General features: G+C 72.8%; 17 protein-coding genes. 8 read left to right on the top strand and 9 right to left on the bottom strand.

What is annotated here, in order from left to right; all coding sequences use genetic code 11:
* Positions 1–78: 78 nt before the first annotated feature.
* Positions 79–1,077, top strand: a complete 999-nt coding sequence (locus ACIO3O_RS13145; protein ID WP_401744952.1) for an isopenicillin N synthase family dioxygenase — start codon at positions 79–81, stop codon at positions 1,075–1,077.
* Between the two features lie 67 nt (positions 1,078–1,144).
* Here ACIO3O_RS13145 and katG read toward each other — a convergent pair whose 3' ends face one another.
* Positions 1,145–3,382, bottom strand: coding sequence for a catalase/peroxidase HPI (gene katG / locus ACIO3O_RS13150; RefSeq protein ID WP_401744953.1), 2,238 nt, complete (start codon positions 3,380–3,382; stop codon positions 1,145–1,147).
* Between the two features lie 273 nt (positions 3,383–3,655).
* On the opposite strand from katG, the gene ACIO3O_RS13155 reads away from it, so the two are divergent.
* Both ACIO3O_RS13155 and ACIO3O_RS13160 read left to right on the top strand, forming a co-directional pair.
* Positions 3,656–4,066, top strand: a complete 411-nt coding sequence (locus ACIO3O_RS13155) for a Fur family transcriptional regulator (protein WP_401744954.1) — start codon at positions 3,656–3,658, stop codon at positions 4,064–4,066.
* Positions 4,067–4,244: 178 nt separating this feature from the next.
* Complete coding sequence (locus ACIO3O_RS13160; protein WP_401744955.1) at positions 4,245–5,276, top strand: SDR family oxidoreductase; 1,032 nt, start codon at positions 4,245–4,247, stop codon at positions 5,274–5,276.
* Here the strand turns inward: ACIO3O_RS13160 and ACIO3O_RS13165 are convergent.
* From ACIO3O_RS13165 to ACIO3O_RS13195, 7 genes are all read right to left on the bottom strand, one after another.
* Positions 5,254–5,928, bottom strand: coding sequence for a maleylpyruvate isomerase family mycothiol-dependent enzyme (locus ACIO3O_RS13165; protein ID WP_401744956.1), 675 nt, complete (start codon positions 5,926–5,928; stop codon positions 5,254–5,256). The genes ACIO3O_RS13160 and ACIO3O_RS13165 overlap by 23 nt on opposite strands.
* A gap of 68 nt (positions 5,929–5,996) precedes the next feature.
* A complete protein-coding gene (locus ACIO3O_RS13170; protein WP_401744957.1) occupies positions 5,997–7,079 on the bottom strand; it encodes an ABC transporter substrate-binding protein in 1,083 nt (360 codons plus the stop codon).
* A gap of 670 nt (positions 7,080–7,749) precedes the next feature.
* Positions 7,750–8,319 (bottom strand): hypothetical protein, encoded by a 570-nt coding sequence (locus ACIO3O_RS13175; RefSeq protein WP_401744958.1) that lies wholly within the window; start codon positions 8,317–8,319, stop codon positions 7,750–7,752.
* 17 nt (positions 8,320–8,336) lie between these two features.
* On the bottom strand, positions 8,337–9,728 hold the full coding sequence (locus ACIO3O_RS13180; RefSeq protein ID WP_401744959.1) for a hypothetical protein: 1,392 nt from the start codon (positions 9,726–9,728) through the stop codon (positions 8,337–8,339).
* A 254-nt stretch (positions 9,729–9,982) separates the two neighbouring features.
* Positions 9,983–10,789, bottom strand: coding sequence for an ABC transporter ATP-binding protein (locus ACIO3O_RS13185; RefSeq protein WP_401744960.1), 807 nt, complete (start codon positions 10,787–10,789; stop codon positions 9,983–9,985).
* A 71-nt stretch (positions 10,790–10,860) separates the two neighbouring features.
* Positions 10,861–11,691: a zf-HC2 domain-containing protein gene (locus tag ACIO3O_RS13190; RefSeq protein ID WP_401744961.1), complete on the bottom strand. Its 831-nt coding sequence runs from the start codon at positions 11,689–11,691 to the stop codon at positions 10,861–10,863.
* On the bottom strand, positions 11,688–12,251 hold the full coding sequence (locus tag ACIO3O_RS13195; RefSeq protein WP_401744962.1) for an RNA polymerase sigma factor: 564 nt from the start codon (positions 12,249–12,251) through the stop codon (positions 11,688–11,690). Before ACIO3O_RS13195 ends, ACIO3O_RS13190 begins: the two co-directional genes overlap by 4 nt.
* A gap of 368 nt (positions 12,252–12,619) precedes the next feature.
* Between ACIO3O_RS13195 and ACIO3O_RS13200 the strand changes: the two genes are divergently transcribed.
* Positions 12,620–12,877 carry a hypothetical protein gene (locus ACIO3O_RS13200; RefSeq protein WP_401744963.1) on the top strand — a complete coding sequence of 86 codons (258 nt, stop codon included), beginning with the start codon at positions 12,620–12,622 and terminating at the stop codon, positions 12,875–12,877.
* Between the two features lie 44 nt (positions 12,878–12,921).
* On the top strand, positions 12,922–13,470 hold the full coding sequence (locus ACIO3O_RS13205) for a hypothetical protein (RefSeq protein ID WP_401745247.1): 549 nt from the start codon (positions 12,922–12,924) through the stop codon (positions 13,468–13,470).
* 36 nt (positions 13,471–13,506) lie between these two features.
* On the opposite strand, the gene rho is transcribed toward ACIO3O_RS13205, so the two are convergent.
* The gene (gene rho, locus ACIO3O_RS13210) at positions 13,507–14,670 is read right to left on the bottom strand and encodes a transcription termination factor Rho (RefSeq protein WP_401744964.1); all 1,164 of its coding nucleotides are present in this window, start codon (positions 14,668–14,670) and stop codon (positions 13,507–13,509) included.
* 759 nt (positions 14,671–15,429) lie between these two features.
* Between rho and ACIO3O_RS13215 the strand changes: the two genes are divergently transcribed.
* From ACIO3O_RS13215 to ACIO3O_RS13225, 3 genes are all read left to right on the top strand, one after another.
* Positions 15,430–16,149, top strand: a complete 720-nt coding sequence (locus ACIO3O_RS13215) for a class I SAM-dependent methyltransferase (protein ID WP_401744965.1) — start codon at positions 15,430–15,432, stop codon at positions 16,147–16,149.
* A 168-nt stretch (positions 16,150–16,317) separates the two neighbouring features.
* Positions 16,318–17,184, top strand: coding sequence for a hypothetical protein (locus ACIO3O_RS13220; RefSeq protein WP_401744966.1), 867 nt, complete (start codon positions 16,318–16,320; stop codon positions 17,182–17,184).
* 206 nt (positions 17,185–17,390) lie between these two features.
* Complete coding sequence (locus tag ACIO3O_RS13225; protein WP_189824849.1) at positions 17,391–17,546, top strand: DUF6131 family protein; 156 nt, start codon at positions 17,391–17,393, stop codon at positions 17,544–17,546.
* The last annotated feature ends 125 nt before the right edge of the window (positions 17,547–17,671 follow it).

The raw sequence follows: 17,671 nt of genomic DNA on the forward strand, positions 1-17,671 counted from the left end.
CGCCCGCGGTGGGGAGAGCAGGGGCGGTGACTGCATCCCGTACCCGAACCACGATCGCTTCGAGGAGCGACAACCGCGATGACACAGACCACACACGAAACCCCCTACGCCATGGACGAGTTGGCGAAGGAGTCCCGCATGGGCGGGGCCGGTACGGAGACCTCCGCCCGGGAGATCCGCCGAATCGACCTCCGCGACTTCGACGCCCGCAGGGCCGAGATCACCGAAGAGCTCTGGGCCGCCGCCACCGACATCGGCTTCTTCCAGCTCGTCCACCACGGCATCCCGCAGGAACTCGTGGACGGCGCCTTCACCGACGCGGCGGCCTTCTTCGCCCTGCCCGAGGAGACCAAGGCCCGGCACGCCCTGAAGAAGGGCCTCAACGCGGGCTGGGAGTCGATGACCCAGGTCCGCCCGTCGATCGGGACACCGGACCAGAAGGAGTCGTACCAGCTCACCCGACCCCACATGGACGGCCTGTGGCCCGACGACGCACTGCCCGCCTTCCGGGGTCGCAGCCTCCAATTCGAGGCGCACTGCCGGGAGTTGGCGATGAAGGTACTGTCCTGCTTCGCGGACCGGCTCGGCCTGCCGGACGGCTTCTTCGCCCGCGCCCACGACCCGGCGAGCGACGCCCACCAGTCCACGCTGCGGATGCTGCACTACTTCGCGGTGCCCGAGGAGGCCGAGATCCCCGCCGACGTCTGGCGGGCCGGTGCGCACACCGACTTCGACTGCCTGACGCTGCTCTTCCAGCGCGACGGGCAGGGCGGGCTCCAGGTGTGCCCGGGCAAGGAGGCCGAGGCGCAGGAGTGGACACCGGTCGAACCGGCCGACACCGTCATCACCTGCAACGGCGACATGCTGACGCGGTGGAGCGACGACAGGCTCCCGTCCAACTTCCACCGGGTCAGGTCACCCGGTCCGGGCGACGACCGCTCGGCGCGGTACAGCATCGCGTTCTTCGCGCAGGCGGACAAGGACGTGGTGATCGAGGGGCCGCAGGGCCGCTACCCGCCGATCACGGCGGGCGACTACATCCAGCAGCGGATCGCCGCCAACTTCGCCCGCACGTAAGGGAGTTGCGTACGACGGAGGGCCCGCCGGTGCTGCACAGCACCGGCGGGCCCCCTTCGCGGTCGGATCAGACCAGGTCGTACCGGTCCAGGTCCATGACCTTCTGCCAGGCGGCGACGAAGTCCTTCACGAACTTCTCGTTGGCGTCGTCGCTCGCGTACACCTCGGCCACGGCGCGCAGCTCGGAGTTCGAGCCGAACACCAGGTCGGCGCGGGTGCCCGTCCACTTCACGGAACCGCTCGCGTCGCGGGCCTCGAACTCGTCCTGCGCGGAGGAGGTCGACTTCCACGTCGTGCCCAGGTCCAGCAGGTTGACGAAGAAGTCGTTCGTCAGCGTGCCGACGCGCTCGGTGAGGACACCGTGCTTGGAACCGCCCTGGTTGGCACCCAGGACACGCAGACCGCCGACGAGCACGGTCGCCTCGGGGGCGCTCAGCGTGAGCAGGTTCGCCCGGTCGAGCAGCAGGAACTCGGCGGGCAGGCGGTTGCCCTTGCCCGCGTAGTTGCGGAAGCCGTCCGCGGCGGGCTCCAGGGCCTCGAAGGACTCGACGTCCGTCTGCTCCTGCGAGGCGTCGACGCGGCCCGGCGTGAAGCCGACCTCGACGTCCACGCCGCCGTCCTTCGCGGCCTTCTCGACCGCGGCGGTGCCCGCGAGGACGATCAGGTCGGCGAGGGAGACCTGGCGGCCGCCCTTGGCGTTGAAGGACTCCTGGACGCCCTCCAGGGTGCGCAGCACCTGGGCGAGCTCGTCCGGGTTGTTGACCTCCCAGTTGCGCTGCGGCTCCAGGCGGATGCGGGCGCCGTTGGCGCCGCCCCGCTTGTCGCTGCCGCGGAACGAGGCGGCCGAGGCCCAGGCCGTGGACACGAGCTGCGAGACCGTGAGGCCCGAGCCGAGCACCTGCTCCTTGAGCGCCGCGATGTCGGCCGCGTCCAGCAGCTCTCCCTCACGGGCCGGCAGCGGGTCCTGCCACAGCAGCACCTCGGAGGGAACCTCCGGGCCCAAGTAGCGGGCGACCGGGCCGAGGTCACGGTGCGTCAGCTTGTACCAGGCGCGGGAGAACGCGTCCGCGAACTGGTCCGGGTTCTCGTAGAAGCGGCGCGAGATCTCCTCGTACACCGGGTCGAAGCGCAGCGACAGGTCCGTCGTCAGCATCGTCGGGCGGTGCTTCTTCTCGGCGTCGTAGGCGTCCGGGATGATCTCCGGGGCGTCCTTGGCGACCCACTGGTGGGCGCCCGCCGGGCTCTTGGTGAGCTCGTACTCGAACTCGAAGAGGTTCTTGAAGAAACCGTTGCCCCACTGGGTGGGCGTGGTGGTCCAGGTGACCTCCAGGCCGGACGTGATCGCGTCCTTGCCGACACCCGTGCCGTACGTGCTCTTCCAGCCGAGGCCCTGCTGCTCCATCGGGGCGGCCTCGACGTCGTCGCCGACGTTGTCCGCCGGGCCCGCGCCGTGGGTCTTGCCGAAGGTGTGGCCACCGGCGATGAGGGCGACGGTCTCCTCGTCGTTCATCGCCATCCGGCGGAAGGTCTCGCGGATGTCGCGGGCGGCGGCGACCGGGTCCGGGTTGCCGTCCGGGCCCTCGGGGTTGACGTAGATCAGACCCATCTGGACCGCGCCGAGCGGGCTCTCCAGGTTGCGGTCGCCCGTGTAGCGGGTGTCGCCGCCGAGCCACTCGGTCTCGGGACCCCAGTAGACGTCCTCCTCCGGCTCCCACACGTCCTCGCGGCCACCGGCGAAGCCGAAGGTCTCGAAGCCCATGGTCTCCAGGGCGACGTTGCCGGTGAGGATCAGAAGGTCGGCCCAGGAGATGGACTGGCCGTACTTCTTCTTCACGGGCCACAGCAGACGGCGGGCCTTGTCGAGGCTGACGTTGTCCGGCCAGCTGTTCAGCGGCGCGAACCGCTGCTGGCCGGCACCGGCGCCACCGCGGCCGTCACTGATGCGGTACGTACCGGCACTGTGCCAGGCCATACGGATCATCAGCGGGCCGTAGTTGCCGAAGTCGGCCGGCCACCAGTCCTGGGAGTCGGTCAGCACGGCGGCGATGTCCTGCTTCAGCGCCGCGAGGTCGAGCGACGCGAAGGCCTTCGCGTAGTCGAAGTCCGCACCGAGCGGGTTCGACACGGCGGGGTTCTTGGCGAGGATCTTCACATTGAGGCGCTCGGGCCACCACTGGCGGTTGCCGCCGCCCTGCGTGGGGTGCGCGGCCCGTCCGTGGGCGACGGGGCAGCCCCCGGTCTCCCCCGCTGCTGCGCTCTCATCGGGTTTCGGGTCGGTGACGATCGCATCGTGGTTGTCAGCCATGGGGTCCTCTCAAGCTGGGCAGATCAGCAAAACAATGAGCGGGTGGCCGGTACGGACTGCCTGGTGTCCTGTCGCTTGGCCCGTGGCCCGTCGCCAAGAAGTGATCCTATGATGGACTGGGTCCAGGTCAAGAAGCTCACCTGTTCCATGTTTCATCAAAACTATGACAACGGCCTTTAAACTCGACTCGTTTCACCGGCTCGCTTCACTGGCTTGATTCGTTTCGCGGCTTCGACGCATCGGCCGTCATCGACACCAACGGGGTGGTTCGTCATGAGTGACCTGCTTCAGCGTCTGCGCGGGCGCGGCTGGCGGATGACTTCGCAGCGGCGTGTCGTCGCGGAAGTGCTCGACGGCGACCACGTCCACCTCACGGCCGACGAGGTGCACGCGCTCGCGGTGGGCCGCCTGCCGGAGATCTCCCGGGCGACCGTCTACAACACGCTGGGCGAGATGGTCTCCCTCGGCGAGGTCACCGAGGTCTCCACCGACGGCCGCGCCAAGCGCTACGACCCCAACGCGCACCGCCCGCACCAGCACCTGGTGTGCTCCGGCTGCGGCGTGATCCGCGACGTCCACCCGGCGGGCGACCCCCTGACGGACCTCCCCGCCGACCAGCGCTACGGCTTCACGGTCTCGGAGGCGACGATCACGTACAGGGGGCTGTGCCCGGGCTGCGGGTGAGGAGCGGCGCCTCTGCCGGACGCGGGGTTGAGGCCGTGCCCGGCTCCGATCCGTCCGCTCGCGCGCTGGCTCCGATCCATCCGCTCGCGCACTGGCGCCGATCCGTCCGGTCGCGCAGGCGAACACCCTCCACTAGCCTCCAGCTCATCAGAGACCCCTCGCGCTGGAAGGCCGCACCATGGCGAACGTGCTGGTGACAGGGGGTTCGGGCTACATCGGCAGCTGGTGCGTCCTGGCCCTGCTGGACGCGGGACACTCCGTACGGACCACCGTGCGCAGCCTCTCCCGCGAGCCGGAGGTCCGGGCGATGCTCCAGCGCGGCGGAGCCGCCCCGGACGCCCCCTTGCGTTTCGTGGCCGCCGATCTCACCCGGGATGCGGGCTGGCCCGAGGCGCTGGAGGGCTGCGACGCCGTGCTGCACGTCGCCTCGCCGACGCTGACCAGCGTCCCGCGCTCGGACGACGAGATGATCGTTCCCGCCCGAGACGGCGTTCTGCGGGTCCTGCGGGCGGCCCGGGACGCCGGTGTGCGGCGTGTGGTCCTCACCTCGGCCAGCGGTGCCATCGCCTACGGCCACCCCGACCGCACCACACCGTTCACCGAGGACGACTGGACAAACGTCGACGCCCCCGGCGTCCAGCCGTACCAGAAGTCCAAGACCCTCGCCGAGCGGGCCGCCTGGGACTTCGTCAGAGCCGAAGGAGGCGGCCTGGAACTCGCCGCCGTGAACCCCACCGGCGTCCTCGGGCCGGTGCTCGGGCCCGACTTCTCCCCCTCCCTCGGCGTGATCCGGACCATGCTGGACGGCAAGATGCCCGCGGCCCTGAAGTTCGCCACCGGCTATGTGGACGTACGCGACGTGGCCGACCTGCACCTGCGCGCCATGACCGACCCGGCGGCCGCCGGGGAACGCTTCATCGCCACCTCGGGCCGCAGCCTGTGGGTCATCGACATCGCCACCGTCCTGCGCACCCGCCTCGGCGACCGCGCCAAGGGCGTCCCCACCCGGGAGATGCCCGTCTGGGCAACCCGAGGCCTCTCCCTGGTCAACCCGCAGCTGCGCCCCCTGCGCGCGATCCTCGGCAAGAACCTCGACTTCACCTCCGAGAAGGCCCAGCGCCTCCTCGGCTGGCAGCCGCGCCCCGTCGAGGGGACCATCGTCGAGACCGCCGAGAGCCTCCTCGCCCTCAAGGCCGTTCCGGCCGCCTGACCTCGGGCGGAGGCCCCCCGGCGGTGGACCGCTCGCGCAGCAGGGCCACGCCCTCGCCCCGGAGGTCGTCGCAGTACGCCGCGCGGCCGGTCATCGCCATGATCAGGGCCAGCGTCGAACCGGAGACGAGCGCCCCGGACCCGGACCCGGCCGTGAAGGGCCCGTCGTCGGCGACGAGTCGCAGGCCGTCGATGCGCCCCTTGGCGAGGACGACGAGGTCGGTGCCCGCGTAGTACGCGGCCACGCGCGTGAGGGTCTCGACCGGGTGGTCGTGGACGATCCCCAGCGGGCGCCGGATGTCCTGCCCGTGGACCACGGTCTCACCGAGCAGGGCCAGGACGGGCAGCGGAGGCTTCGTCGTACTCGTCACCGCCTGCCGGAACCGCTCCAGGGTCTCGCCCGGGGTGGCACCGAGCTGTTCCGCCAGCCGTACGGCGACCTGCTTGTCGAAGTCGAACCGGCAGCGGATCACCCCGGCCAGCCACCGTACGGGGTTGAGCCGCGCCGAGGCGGTGAGGTGCGCCAGGACCTCACGCACCGTCAACTCCGTGCAGAGCGAGGGGGTTTCCCACTCGGCGGCGGTGAGGTGCGCGAGGTCGTCCGCCAGTGCGGCGCGTTCGGCGTGGACCAGGGGCCAGGCGGTGGACTTCATGGGGGAGGGGCTCCTTGCAGCGGTCGTGCGGTGTCCGTCCAGGGGGAGACTCCGGCGGAGGGGCGAAGTCATCGCACCGCGCCACCCGAACGCAGCACCCGGAAGCAGTCGGGGGCCGCCGGGTCCCGGTCGACGACCTGGACCGGGGCGTCGGCCCACTGCCAGACGGTACCGCCCGGGGCGCGGGAAAAGCGGATGAGCCCGCGTGTCCCCTCGACCGCGAGGCTCGGCCAGGCGGCGGCGATGCGGGCACGGTCGGTGCCGTGGGAGCGGAGGGCCTCGGTCAGGACGGCGATCGAGTCGTACCCCTCGAAGGCGACGAAGGAGGGGGGCCCGCTGAGGTGTTCGTTGAGATCCCGCTCGACGCGCACGCCCAGGGGGCCGAGGCGCGCGGGAAGGTACCGCAGGAAGGGAATTCCTGCCCCCAACTCCCCCTCCCACGAAGGGAGTTCGGGCTGCCCGGCCGGAGCTCCGACGAGAAGGCCCGCCAGACGTGGATCGGCACGGACTGCGGTCACGAGCGGCAGGGCCGGTTCCGGGTGGCCGGCCAGGAGCAGGAGGGCGGTGGCCCCGGCGGCGGCGACCGCGTCGCAGGCCGTCGCGGGGGTGTGCGCGACCATGTCGATCTCGGTGACGTCACCGCCGTGCCGGGCGAGGTGTTCGCGGAGGATGACGGTCCCGGCGGCCCAGTAGGCACTGGCCTGCGTCGCCAGGGCGATGCGCCGGTGCCCCTGTTCCAGCAGGTGCTGCGCGTACACCCGCCACCCCACGGACTGCGGCGGCGAAAGCCGCGCGACCAGGTCCGTGGGCTGCTCGGTGAGTACGTCGATGACGGACGACGAGCAGAGGTACGGCAGCCCTAGCGCATCGGCGCGGTTCGCGGCGGCACGGGCCACGACGCTGTGGTACTCACCGACCAGGGCCGTCACGCCCGCCTCGGCCAACTCGTCCACGGCGGCCGCCGCCCGCTGCGGATCGGCCGCCGTGTCCCGTACGACCAGTTCGAGGGGGCGGCCGTCGACACCGCCGGATTCGTTGGTGTCCCGTACGCCCAACTCCAGTCCTACGAGGAGGTGTTGACCGGCCTCGACCCACCCGGGGCGGCTCAGCGGGGCGAGGGCGCCTATGCGGACGGGGGGTGGTGTGTTCATGGGCCTGCCTTCTTCCCGGGGCGATGCGCTCTCCCAAGATCGCCCGAAGCGGGCAGCTTAGGACGCGCGGGACGGGCCTGGCCAGGGATTACGGGGCGGGGCCACGCCCGGGACTGCGGAGCGGGCACGCCCGATACCGATCGCCCACGGCCCCGTACGGCCGGGGCAGCTCCGGCGGGTGGGGCCGGAGCCGGGCCGGTGGGCGGCATCCTGGGCGACCGGTGCCGCACTGCCGCGCGCGGCTGCCAACTTGTGCGGGCCTTGCCCCGTGCGGTCGGTCCCGCAATCCTGTGCGGCCGGTGTCGCCCTGTCCCGTGCAGTCGCTGCCCTGTGCGGCTGGTTCCGCCTTGCCCCGTGCGGCCGGTGACCTCCCGTGCGGCCGGTCCCACCCTGTCCCGCGCAGCCGCCGCCCTGCGCGGCTGATCCCGTCTTGTCCCGTGCAGCCAGTGCCCTCCCGCGCAGCCGGTGTCGCCCTGTCCCGCGCAGTCGCCGCCCTGTGCGGCCGGTCCCGCTTTGTGCCGTGCGGCCGGTGACCTCCCGTGCGGCCGGTGTCGCCCTGTCCGGTGCGGCCGATCTCGCGCCCTCTGCGGGCCCTGCGCCCTGCGGCCGGTGTCGCCCCCTCTCGTACGGGCGGAGCCTTCGGTCCGTGGGCGGGGAGCCCTTCCGCCCCCTACCGCCGCGGGCCCCCGACCGCGTACGCCACCAGCCCGCCGGCCCCCAGCACCCCCGCCGTCCACGCCGCGACCGTCGCGTCCGGGGCGGACAGCAGCCAGGTCAGGACCTGCGTTGCGGTCGCCGGCGAGGACGGTACGACGAAGGACACCGCCAGCCACGCGAACGCCGGGAGCCACGCGTACTGCCTCCCGCACCACACGGCCCCCAGCCCCACCAGCCCCATCAGCCCCACCGCGTCCCGCACCACGACCCCCACCGAGGCCTCCTGCCCGCTCAGCGTCTGCACCGCGAGCAGTACCGCCCCGGAGAGCACCCCGCCCAGCACCACGTGCGCCGCCCTGCGCGGAATCCAGGAGAGCGCCGCCGTCCGGTCCAGCGCGAGATCCTGGCCGCCGAGCCCGACCGAGACGGCCGTCGCCGCCACGGTGAGGGCGAGCGCGGACAGGCGCGGGTCCGCGTGCCCACCGGCTCCCTGCGAGAACGCCCTGGTCAGAGCCCACATCACCGCCGCCCCGACCAGCAGCACGGCCAGCGTCGCAGGTGCCTGACGGGAGCGTGCGTACAACAGCAGCCACCTCGCCCTCACTGGAGCGCACCGCCGTTGAGGACGGTCAGGGGGTCGCCCGAGCAGTTCACGGCGGCCGTGTGCGCCGCGCCGAGCCGCTTCGTCTGCTCGGCCCGCGGCAGCGCGCCGAACTTCTTCCACACCGGTACCGCCGGGTCCGGCCAGCCCGCCATGGGGTACTCGGTCCCTTCCAGCGGCCGGAGTTCCTCGCCGAACGTCCAGGCGATCGCGATCCGCTGCGCGGCGGCGTCCTCCTGCGTACCGCTCTCGGTGGCGCTGCGCGGGTGGCAGAGGGGGATGAGGCCCTGAGCCGTCAGCGCCCGGGCGAGCCGCTTGCCGTCGGCCGAGGCGTACATCGGGTCGTCGAAGTCCACGATCACGGCTTCGCGCGGCCGTTCCGGCGTGGCACTGAGCGCACGCGGAACGACCCGCTCGCGGATTCCGCCCGGCGCCTGCGCGCCCAGGCTCAGGCGCAGTGCCCGCAGGGCCTCCTTGCCGGGGGCCGCCCAGGCGTCGAGCCGCGCCTCCCGGGCCCTGCTCAGGCAGACCTCGCCCGCGCACACCTGCGCAGCCGCCGCCCGGTCGACCACGTACGTGTCCCGGGCGTCACCCGGCAGCAGCACGAGCGCCAACGCGCCACCCACCAGCAGGGGGACGAGGGCGAACAGCCGCGCCCCGACCCGCACCGCGACCAGCAGACCCACACCCGTCGCCGCCATGCCCAGCAGCCACAGCGCCTGCCCCAGATGCACGGAGGGAGAGAGCGTGAGGAGCGTGTCGCGCACCTCGGCGACCCCCGGCGACAGCAGCGCGAGCGCGTTCGGCACCCCGGACACGGGCACCGCAGCGTCCGAACTCTGGATGTGGCGAAGGAAGTTGTTCGCGACCAGGGCGGCCACGGCCAGCGCAGGCGGAGTGAGCACGGACGGCAGGGCGCGCGCCACCCCCATGCCCAGGACGGCCCCCGCACCGAGCGCGAGCGCGCCCACCGCCGAAATGGGCAGCCAGTTCAGCGAGTTGTACGTCGTGTCGCCCGCCAGCACCCGCACCGCGCCGATCGCGACGAGCAGCCCGAACGCGACCACCAGCGCGAGCGCCATGGTGCCCGCGAGGGCGGCGGCCCGGTGCCGTGCGGGCCGGGGCGTGCTGGTGAGCAGCTCGCCCATCTCCGAACGGTGGTCACGCAGCCCTTGCAGCGCGCCGAGCCCGACCGCGAGCGGCCACAGGAAGAAGAGCGGATACCGGGTCCAGAACGCCATGGACGTCCACTGACCGGCCCACGAGACGTTGTCGTTCGACCACGCCCCGGGCAGGAGGAGCAGGAACGCGAGCGCCGCCACGAGGACGACGCCCCCGGCCCACGGGGCGACGGACCGTCGCCCTTCGATGCGGAGGATACGGGTATTCACCGGACACCTTTTCTTGGTGGAGGGGGGATGCAGGGCGCGGGGCATCGGTGCGGCGGCAAGTGCCGTACGCACGGGGTGAGGGAGACAGGGCGGCGGGGCCCCGTTCCGCGAAAGGGGGAGCGGGCTCCGGGCCTGGAGGGGCGAGTACGGGACGTAACGCCTCGTGATCGGCCGCGAGGGAGGTCAGCCAGGCCGACGGCCCGGACCGGGCGCCGGTGTGGTGGGTTCGGTCCCCGAGGGCTCTGCCGGGCCCGTCACCAGGCCCCCTTCTTCGGTGCCGGGTCGGCCAGCAGCGCCGAGTAGCCGCGCTCCAACGGGCTGTCGCCCACGTGTTCCGGGCCGCCCGCGGCGGCCAGTTCGGCGGGGGTGCCCTGGAAGACGAGGCGCCCGTCCGCGAACAGCACCACGTCCGTGCACGCCGCGGCGACGTCCTCGACCAGGTGGGTCGAGACGACCACGCACGCGTCCGTGCCCAACTCCTGGAGCAGGTCGCGGAACCGCAGCCGCTGCGCCGGGTCCAGGCCCACCGTCGGCTCGTCGAGCAGCAGCACCGCCGGGTCGTTGACGATGGCCTGGGCGATGCCCGCCCGGCGCACCATCCCGCCGGACAGCGCCTTCATCCGCTCGTCGGCCCGGTCGGCGAGGCCGACGCGCTCCACCGCCCGCTGCACCGCGCCCGGGATGTCCGCCTTCGGCACTTCCTTCAGCCACGCCATGTACTCCACGAACTCGCGCACCGTGAAGCGCTTGTAGTAGCCGAACTCCTGCGGCAGGTACCCGATCCGCCGCCGCAGCGCCCGGTGCTCGCCGAGCCCCCCGACGGACTCCCCGAGCAGCTCCAACTCCCCGTCGGCGGGCCGCAGTACGGTCGCCAGCGCACGGATCAGCGTGGTCTTTCCCGCCCCGTTGGGCCCGAGGAGGCCGTGCACGCCGGTGCCCAGCGACAGGTCGAGGCCGTTCACCGCCATTCGGGTGCGCCCGGCCCGCACCTTCAGCCCACTGGCCCGGATCTCCCACGCGTACGTCGTCGGAGCGATATCGGCACTGCTGACTGCGGGCATGGCGCGCTTCCTCTGTTCGTTCGTCAAGGACCTTCGGGACAGCTGTTTCGTCTGCTTCTGTTTCATCTGCTTCATCGGTGGGCTCCGAGGACCGTGTACGCGCCCCTGCGGGCGAACACGACGCCCGCGCCCAGTGCGAGGACGAGCCCCCACACCGGCAGCCCGCCCTCCTGGAGGGCGAAGGCCGTCCGACTGGTGGCGAGGGTCGGCACCGCCACCACTCCGGCCCACGCCACCACGAGTGCGACGGCGGCCCGGGTCACCCCGATCACCCCGCCGAGCGCCAGCGTCATCGAGGTGAACGCCAGGCACGGCAGCAGCCACTGCACGGCCATCACCCCCGTCGCCCACCCCCCGACCAGCAGCGCGGGAACCACGACGGCGAGCACGGAAGCGGTGCGCCGCAGGACGAGCTGGAGCCCGGCCCGGGGCGTCGACGCGGTCAGTTCGTACGCCGGATCCAGGCCGCGCGACCAGGAGGCCGCCACGCCGCACACCGGCAGGACGGGGGCGAGCAGCAGCACCCAGGACACCCGCTCGGACCCCGGTGCCATCAGGTCGAGCACCCACGCCAGCACCGTCACGACCAGCACCATCGCCAGCCACGGCGCCATCGCGGGCGTCGCCCACGACGACAGCCGCACCCGGCGCCGCCGGGCCGGAGCGATGTCGTCCAGTTCCGGTACGAGTCCGGACCAGACGGCGTCGGACATCGCGGCCACCTCGGGCGCCCCGGCCGTCACGGCGGCCGCCAGTCGCCCCCGGCAGTCCGCGCACCCCTCCAGGTGGGCCTCCAGTGCCCACACCTCGTCCGCGGCGAGATCCGCCCCGCCCCGGACGTACTCCTCGACGAGCCGGGTCGACGCGTGCGTCCGCGGACCGGCACCTTCGGTCTTCCTCATGTCAGCGCCTTCCGCATCGCGATCCTGGCCCGCCGGGCGCGGGTCTTCACCGTTCCCTCGGGCACCTTGAGCAGCACGGCGGTCTCCCGCACGGACAGCCCGTCCAGCACCATGGCCTGCAGTACGTCCCGCAGCTCCGGGGCCAGGCAGCGCAGCGCGTCGCCGACGTCGCCGCCGACGCTGTCCCGCAGGGCCTCCTCCTCGGCGGCGGGCGCCGCCGGGCGCGGGGCGGCCGCGAGCGGGGGTTCCGCGTGGTGCGCCCTGCGCCGGAACGCGTCGACGAGCCGCCGGGCGGCGATCGTCCAGAGCCAGCCCACGGCCGAACCCCCCACGCCGCTGCCCGCGAAGGAGCCCGCCGCCCGCCACACCGCCAGGTAGGTCTCCTGCATCACCTCGGCGACGATCTGCTGATCGGCACAGCGCCGCCCCAGTCGTACCGCGAGCCACGGCGACGTACGCCGGTACAGCTCCTCGAACGCGGCCCGGTCTCCCTTGGCCACGCGTCGGAGGAGGCGCTCCTCGTCCAGTTCCTGCGGCGGTGCCGCCCCAACCCGTTTCACACCTGCTAGACGTACGGCATACGCTGCAGGTTTTCAGAATCGGGTGATCCACGTCACACGACGTGGGGTCCCGTAGCCCCCTTGGGCTCCGCCTCTCGCCGCCCAGCCCCCTCGGGCGACGCAGCCGCCCCCGCCCCCTTGGGCGGCGGGGCCGCCTTCCCCCCTCCCCGTAGCTCCCTTGGGCGGCGGGGCCGCCCCCCGGGGGCGGGACGGGCGGGCAAGGGGGCGGCCCCTCCCGCTCCCGGCCCACCCGGGTGCCGCCCCCGGCCCCGCCCCGACACCGGCCGCACGCCCCCGCCAAGGCCCCGCCCCGCCCCGTTCCGCAGCAGCTCATTCCCCACCGCGTAGCGCCTCGCTAGGATTCCGCTATGGCGACAACCCAGTTGAACGCACGAGTGCCCGAAGAGTTGGCCGCACGCGTGCGCGCCTCCGCCTCCCGGGCCGGGATGAACCTCGGTGACTACGTCGCCTCCGTCCTGGAGGCCGACCAGGCCGCCGCCTCGGGCAGCCCGGAACTCCGCGAGGCGCGTGCCCGCATGCACGCTGCGGCGGCGTACCGGAAGTGGCTGGCGGACGGCCGGCCGGAGACCGACGCGATGACCATGGACGAGGTCTTCGGCGGCTGAGCCCTGGCCCCGAGTGCTGAGAGGGAGGGCGCGGCGTGCGACCCCTGCTGCTGGTGGACGTCGACGGACCGCTGAACCCCTACGCCGCCAAGGCGCAGCGCCGCCCCGAGGGCTACGGAACGCACCGCATGCTGACCCCTCGCTGGGAGGCGATCCAGCGGCGGGGCACTGCTGCGTGGGAGATTCCGTACAAGCCCCTGAAACCGTTGCGGGTGTGGCTCAACCCGGACCACGGCCCCGCCCTGCGCGCGCTCCCCTTCGACCTGGTGTGGGCGACCACGTGGGAGGAGGAGGCGAATGACTACATAGGGCCCGTGCTGGGGCTGCCGGAACTGCCCTGGATCGCGTGGCGGCCGGACGGCAGGCCGCGTGGCGGGCCGGGCGGCGGGGTGTTCTGGAAGACGCCCGAGATCGTGGAATGGGCGCGGGGGCGGGCGTTCGCCTGGATCGACGACGAGATCACCGACGCCGACCGGGCCTGGGTGGGGGAGCGTCACGGAGGTCCCGCTCTCCTGCACCGGATCGACCCGCGCAAGGGTCTCGTCGAGGCCGACTTCCGCACGCTCGCGGCGTGGGCGAACGGGCTGGAGTGACGCCCGTCGTGGTACGGGGCGTGGTGCGGGGCGGCCTCAGCCGGTGGGCAGCGTGGCGTGGACCTGGCGGAGGAAGGACGCGTTGTCCGGGGTGTGGCGGAGCTTGGCGAGGACCGTCTCCAGGAGGGAGTGGCCCTCGCGGGACTGGAGTGCACGCCGCAGACCCCGTACGGCGGCCAACTCGGCGGGCGGCAGCAGGAGTTCCTCCCGGCGCGTGCCGGAGGGCGTGATGTCCACGGCCGGGAAGACGCGGCGGTCGGCGAGCGAACGGTCCAGCCGCAGCTCCATGTTGCCGGTGCTCTTCAGCTCCTCGAAGTAGTAGTCGTCGGCACGGGAGCCGGTGTCGACCAGGACGGTGGCCAGGATGGTCAGCGAGCCCGCCTCCTCGGTGAGCCGGGCCGCGCCGAACAGCCGCTTGGGGCCCTGGAGGGCGGCGGCGTCGACACCGCCGCTGAGCGTACGGCCGCCGGAGGAGGCCGCGTTGTTGTGCGCGCGGCACAGGCGGGTCAGGGAGTCGAGCAGGATGACGACGTCGTGGCCGTCCTCGACCAGGCGCTTGGCCCGCTCGACGGCCAGTTCGGCGAGCGCGATGTGCGCCTTGGCCGGCCGGTCGAAGGTCGAGGCGTACACCTCGCCGCGCACGCTGCGGCGCATGTCGGTGACCTCCTCGGGGCGTTCGTCGAGCAGGACCACCATGAGGTGGGCCTCGGGGTGGTTGTCGGCGATCGACGCGGCCAACTGCTGGAGCAGTACGGTCTTTCCGGTCTTCGGCGGTGCGACGATCAGCCCGCGCTGACCCTTGCCGACGGGCGCGACCAGATCGACGACACGCGGGCCGAGCGCGCCCGGCGCGCCCTCCAGGTGCAGGCGCTCGCGCGGGTGCAGGGGGGTGAGGTCGCGGAAGTGGGGTCGGCGGCGGTCCGGGGTCGCCGGTTCGCCGTTGACGAGGTCGACCTCGGCCAGGGTGCGGGGCCTGCCGCAGGTGCCGGTCACCAAGTCGCCCTTGCGCAGGCCGAGTCGGTGGATCAGGGAGGCGGGTACCTGGACGTCGTGCGGGGCGGGTTCGAGGCTCGGCCCGCGCAGGAAGCCGTGGCCGTTTCCGCCGCTGCTTCCGGCTCCGCCGCCGGGCAGGTCGAGGATGCCTGCGGCTTCGGCTGCCGGGGGCGGGGTGGTGGGAGGGGTTTCGAGTGTGGTGGTCATGGGATGCGGTCCTTTCGCGGACACGGGAGGGAGGGGGTGCGGGAATGCACGGGGGTGGGGAGGGGCCCGGCGATGTGGGCGGATCGGCGCACAGGTCCATGCGTGGACGGCGCGGATGCCCCGGGCGGGAAGGGCGGGGGAGTGAACCCCTGCGGGGTGGAGCGGGTGAGAAGGATGTGCGATGCCCCGGGAACCGGATGAGCGGCTTTTTTGGGGGTGCCGGGACGTGTGAAGAACGTCCGGGGTGGGGTGGAGCGTGCACCCGGGCCACGGAGGGGCGAGAAGGGGTGCAGGCGCAATGTAGCACGAGGGGTGCTGTGCCCGGTACCCCCTTTGCTGGGGACCCTGCGGAGGGGGCGTGCTGCTTCCGGGGCCGGTGCTGGACGAGTCGGCCCTGCATTGCTCATGCAGAAGAGGCCCCGGACCCGCCCCTCCACCTAAAGCGCTCGCCGCGCGGCTGGTGCAGGGTTCTGTGCGGATCAGTTGTGGCTGGTCGCGCAGTTCCCCGCGCCCCTGGGCGGGGATGGGGCCCCGGACGCGCCCCTCTGCCTGGAGCGTTTGCCGCGCGGCGATGGGACGGTTGCGTGCGGATCAGTTGTGGCTGGTCGCGCAGTTCCCCGCGCCCCTGGGCGGGGATGGGGCCCCGGACGCGCCCCTCTGCCTGGAGCGCTTGCCGCGCGGCGATGGGACGGTTGCGTGCAGATCCGCCGTGGCTGGGCGCGCAGTTCCCCGCGCCCCTGACGGCCTATGCTGGGCGCGGTGTTCACACCCCAAGGGCCCTCCCTTCGCGAGCTTGCCGTTCAGGCGTTGTCGTCCGTCGAGCACGGTTACGACCTGCTCGCCCCGAAGTTCGACCACACCCCCTTCCGCACGCCCGACGCTGTCCTCGGCCCCGTGACCGACCTCCTGCGCCGTCTCGGGCCCTTCGACGCCGGGCTCGACGTCTGCTGCGGCACCGGTGCCGGGGCGGGGGTCCTCCAGGAGGTCTGCCGCGAGCAGGTGACCGGGGTCGACATCAGCACCGGCATGCTCGACGTCGCCCGCGACCGCGCACCGGGCCCCGTGCCCACCCACTGGGTGCGCGGTGACGCCCTCGCCCTCCCCTTCGGCCCGGTCTTCGACCTCGCCGTCAGCTTCGGCGCCTTCGGCCACTTCCTGCCCGCCCAGCGCCCCGCGCTCTTCGCGCAGGTCCACTCCGTACTGCGCCCGGGCGGCCGGTTCGCGTTCCCGCTGCCCGCCCCGGCCCGCCCGGGCTCGTACGTCCATCTGGCGATGCTCGGGTTCGACGCCGTGATGCGGGTCCGCAACGCGCTCTGGCGTCCCCGGTTCGTGATGTACTACCGGGGTTTCACGCTCGCCGACGTCACCGCCGAACTCTCCGTGGCGGGCTTCGAGGTCACCACGTACGCACTGGACGAGCTCGGCCGCCGCGACGACGGCACCCCCCGCTGCCGCATGGTCGTCGCCACGCGCCGGTGAAGCGCTCCCGCACCCTCAGCCGCACGACGGGCGTGCCCCGTACGGGCCGGGCGGGAACAGGCGCAGCGGCTCCCTGAGCACCCGGTCCAGGTGGGGGAGTCGCTTCCTCCTCCGCGTCAACGTGCCGACAGCGCAGACCACTTCACCCCGCCCGGTACCTTGCACGCCATGTGCATCTCAACCAGCCAGGCGGCCTTCTCCGGGACGATCGTCTACTGCGGGCGTCAGACCCACCCGGAGCACGGCCTCATCCACGTCCTCGGCTACCAGAACACCGCCGTCAACCGGGCGCACGGCCCCAACGCCATGCTCCTGCACCTGCCGACCCGGCAGCTCACCCCGCAGCACTTCCTGCACCCCGGGCGCACCGACGACGTCCTGCAGCGCATGGTCGACGCCGTCCGGCCCGTGGCCGTAGCGGCGGAGGCGGGCGGGGCCGCGTGGATGGGCTGGGAGCCGGAGCCCGTCCAGGTCTTCGACCACGACGTCTACACCGTGCTGCTGGCCGCCGACCCCACCCTCATTCCTGCCGCCCTGGAGCAGGTTCCGCCGCACCGGCGTCCCGAAGTCGCCCCGGAACTCCTGCGGTTCTACGCCGACCACTTCCCGGACCACACCATCGCCCTGTGCTGCTTCGACAACGCCGACGCGCAGCGGGCCAAGCCGCTCCTGCTCTGGTACGAGCCGCTGGACCCGGACCGGCTGATCGTGCCCGCCCTCGACAGCCACACCGGCGGGGCGCCGGACCTGGACGCGGCGGTGCCCGTCGACCACTGGGTGCTGTTCGCCAGCGACGAGGCGCCCGCCGACTGGGGCGAGCCCGTCCGCTACCCGGGGAACATCCGCGACCGGCTGCGCGCCTTCCTCCCCGCCACGGTCGTGGGCCGGTACTTCGGCGCGGACCAGGACCTCCCCAACGGCGACTTCACCGTCACCCACCACGACCTGCTCACCCACGGCCCCGACCTGGACCGCGTCGAACGCCTCCGGCCCACCGGGGCGAGGTGCGCGCTGCCCGCCGTGGCCGGAGAATAAGAGTCGGATAAAAACCACGGGATGCGGATGCATTGCCGGGCGGAAGCAGGGCACACGGAGGTGGCAGGACAAAGGCCCAACGGTCGCACGACCGTACGGCGGGCCCGCATTTCGTCTGACCCGGTCATGACGCGGGCGGAATTCGAATGGTGCAGTGCGCCTGTCCGTGGGTCGCACGCGTGAAGAGAGAAGAGAGTGGAACCGCGATGATTGTTCTTGGTGTCATCCTGCTCCTCATCGGAGTGTTGGCCGGAATCTCGATTCTGACGACCGTGGGCGGAATCCTCGTCGTCGTCGGTGCGGTCCTGTGGATTCTCGGTGCGACCGGCCGCGCGGTCGGCGGACGCAAGCACTATTTCTGACCGGACCGGGAAACACGGCGGGGGGGGCCCCCCTTTTTACTTTTTTCCCCCCCCCCGGTTTGGCCGGGGGGCCCTTTAGGCCCCGGACCGGGGGCAAAACCACCCCCCAGGCGGCCGCGCCCCCC

This window comes from Streptomyces sp. NPDC087440 (assembly GCF_044744005.1).
Taxonomy (GTDB): Bacteria; Actinomycetota; Actinomycetes; order Streptomycetales; family Streptomycetaceae; genus Streptomyces.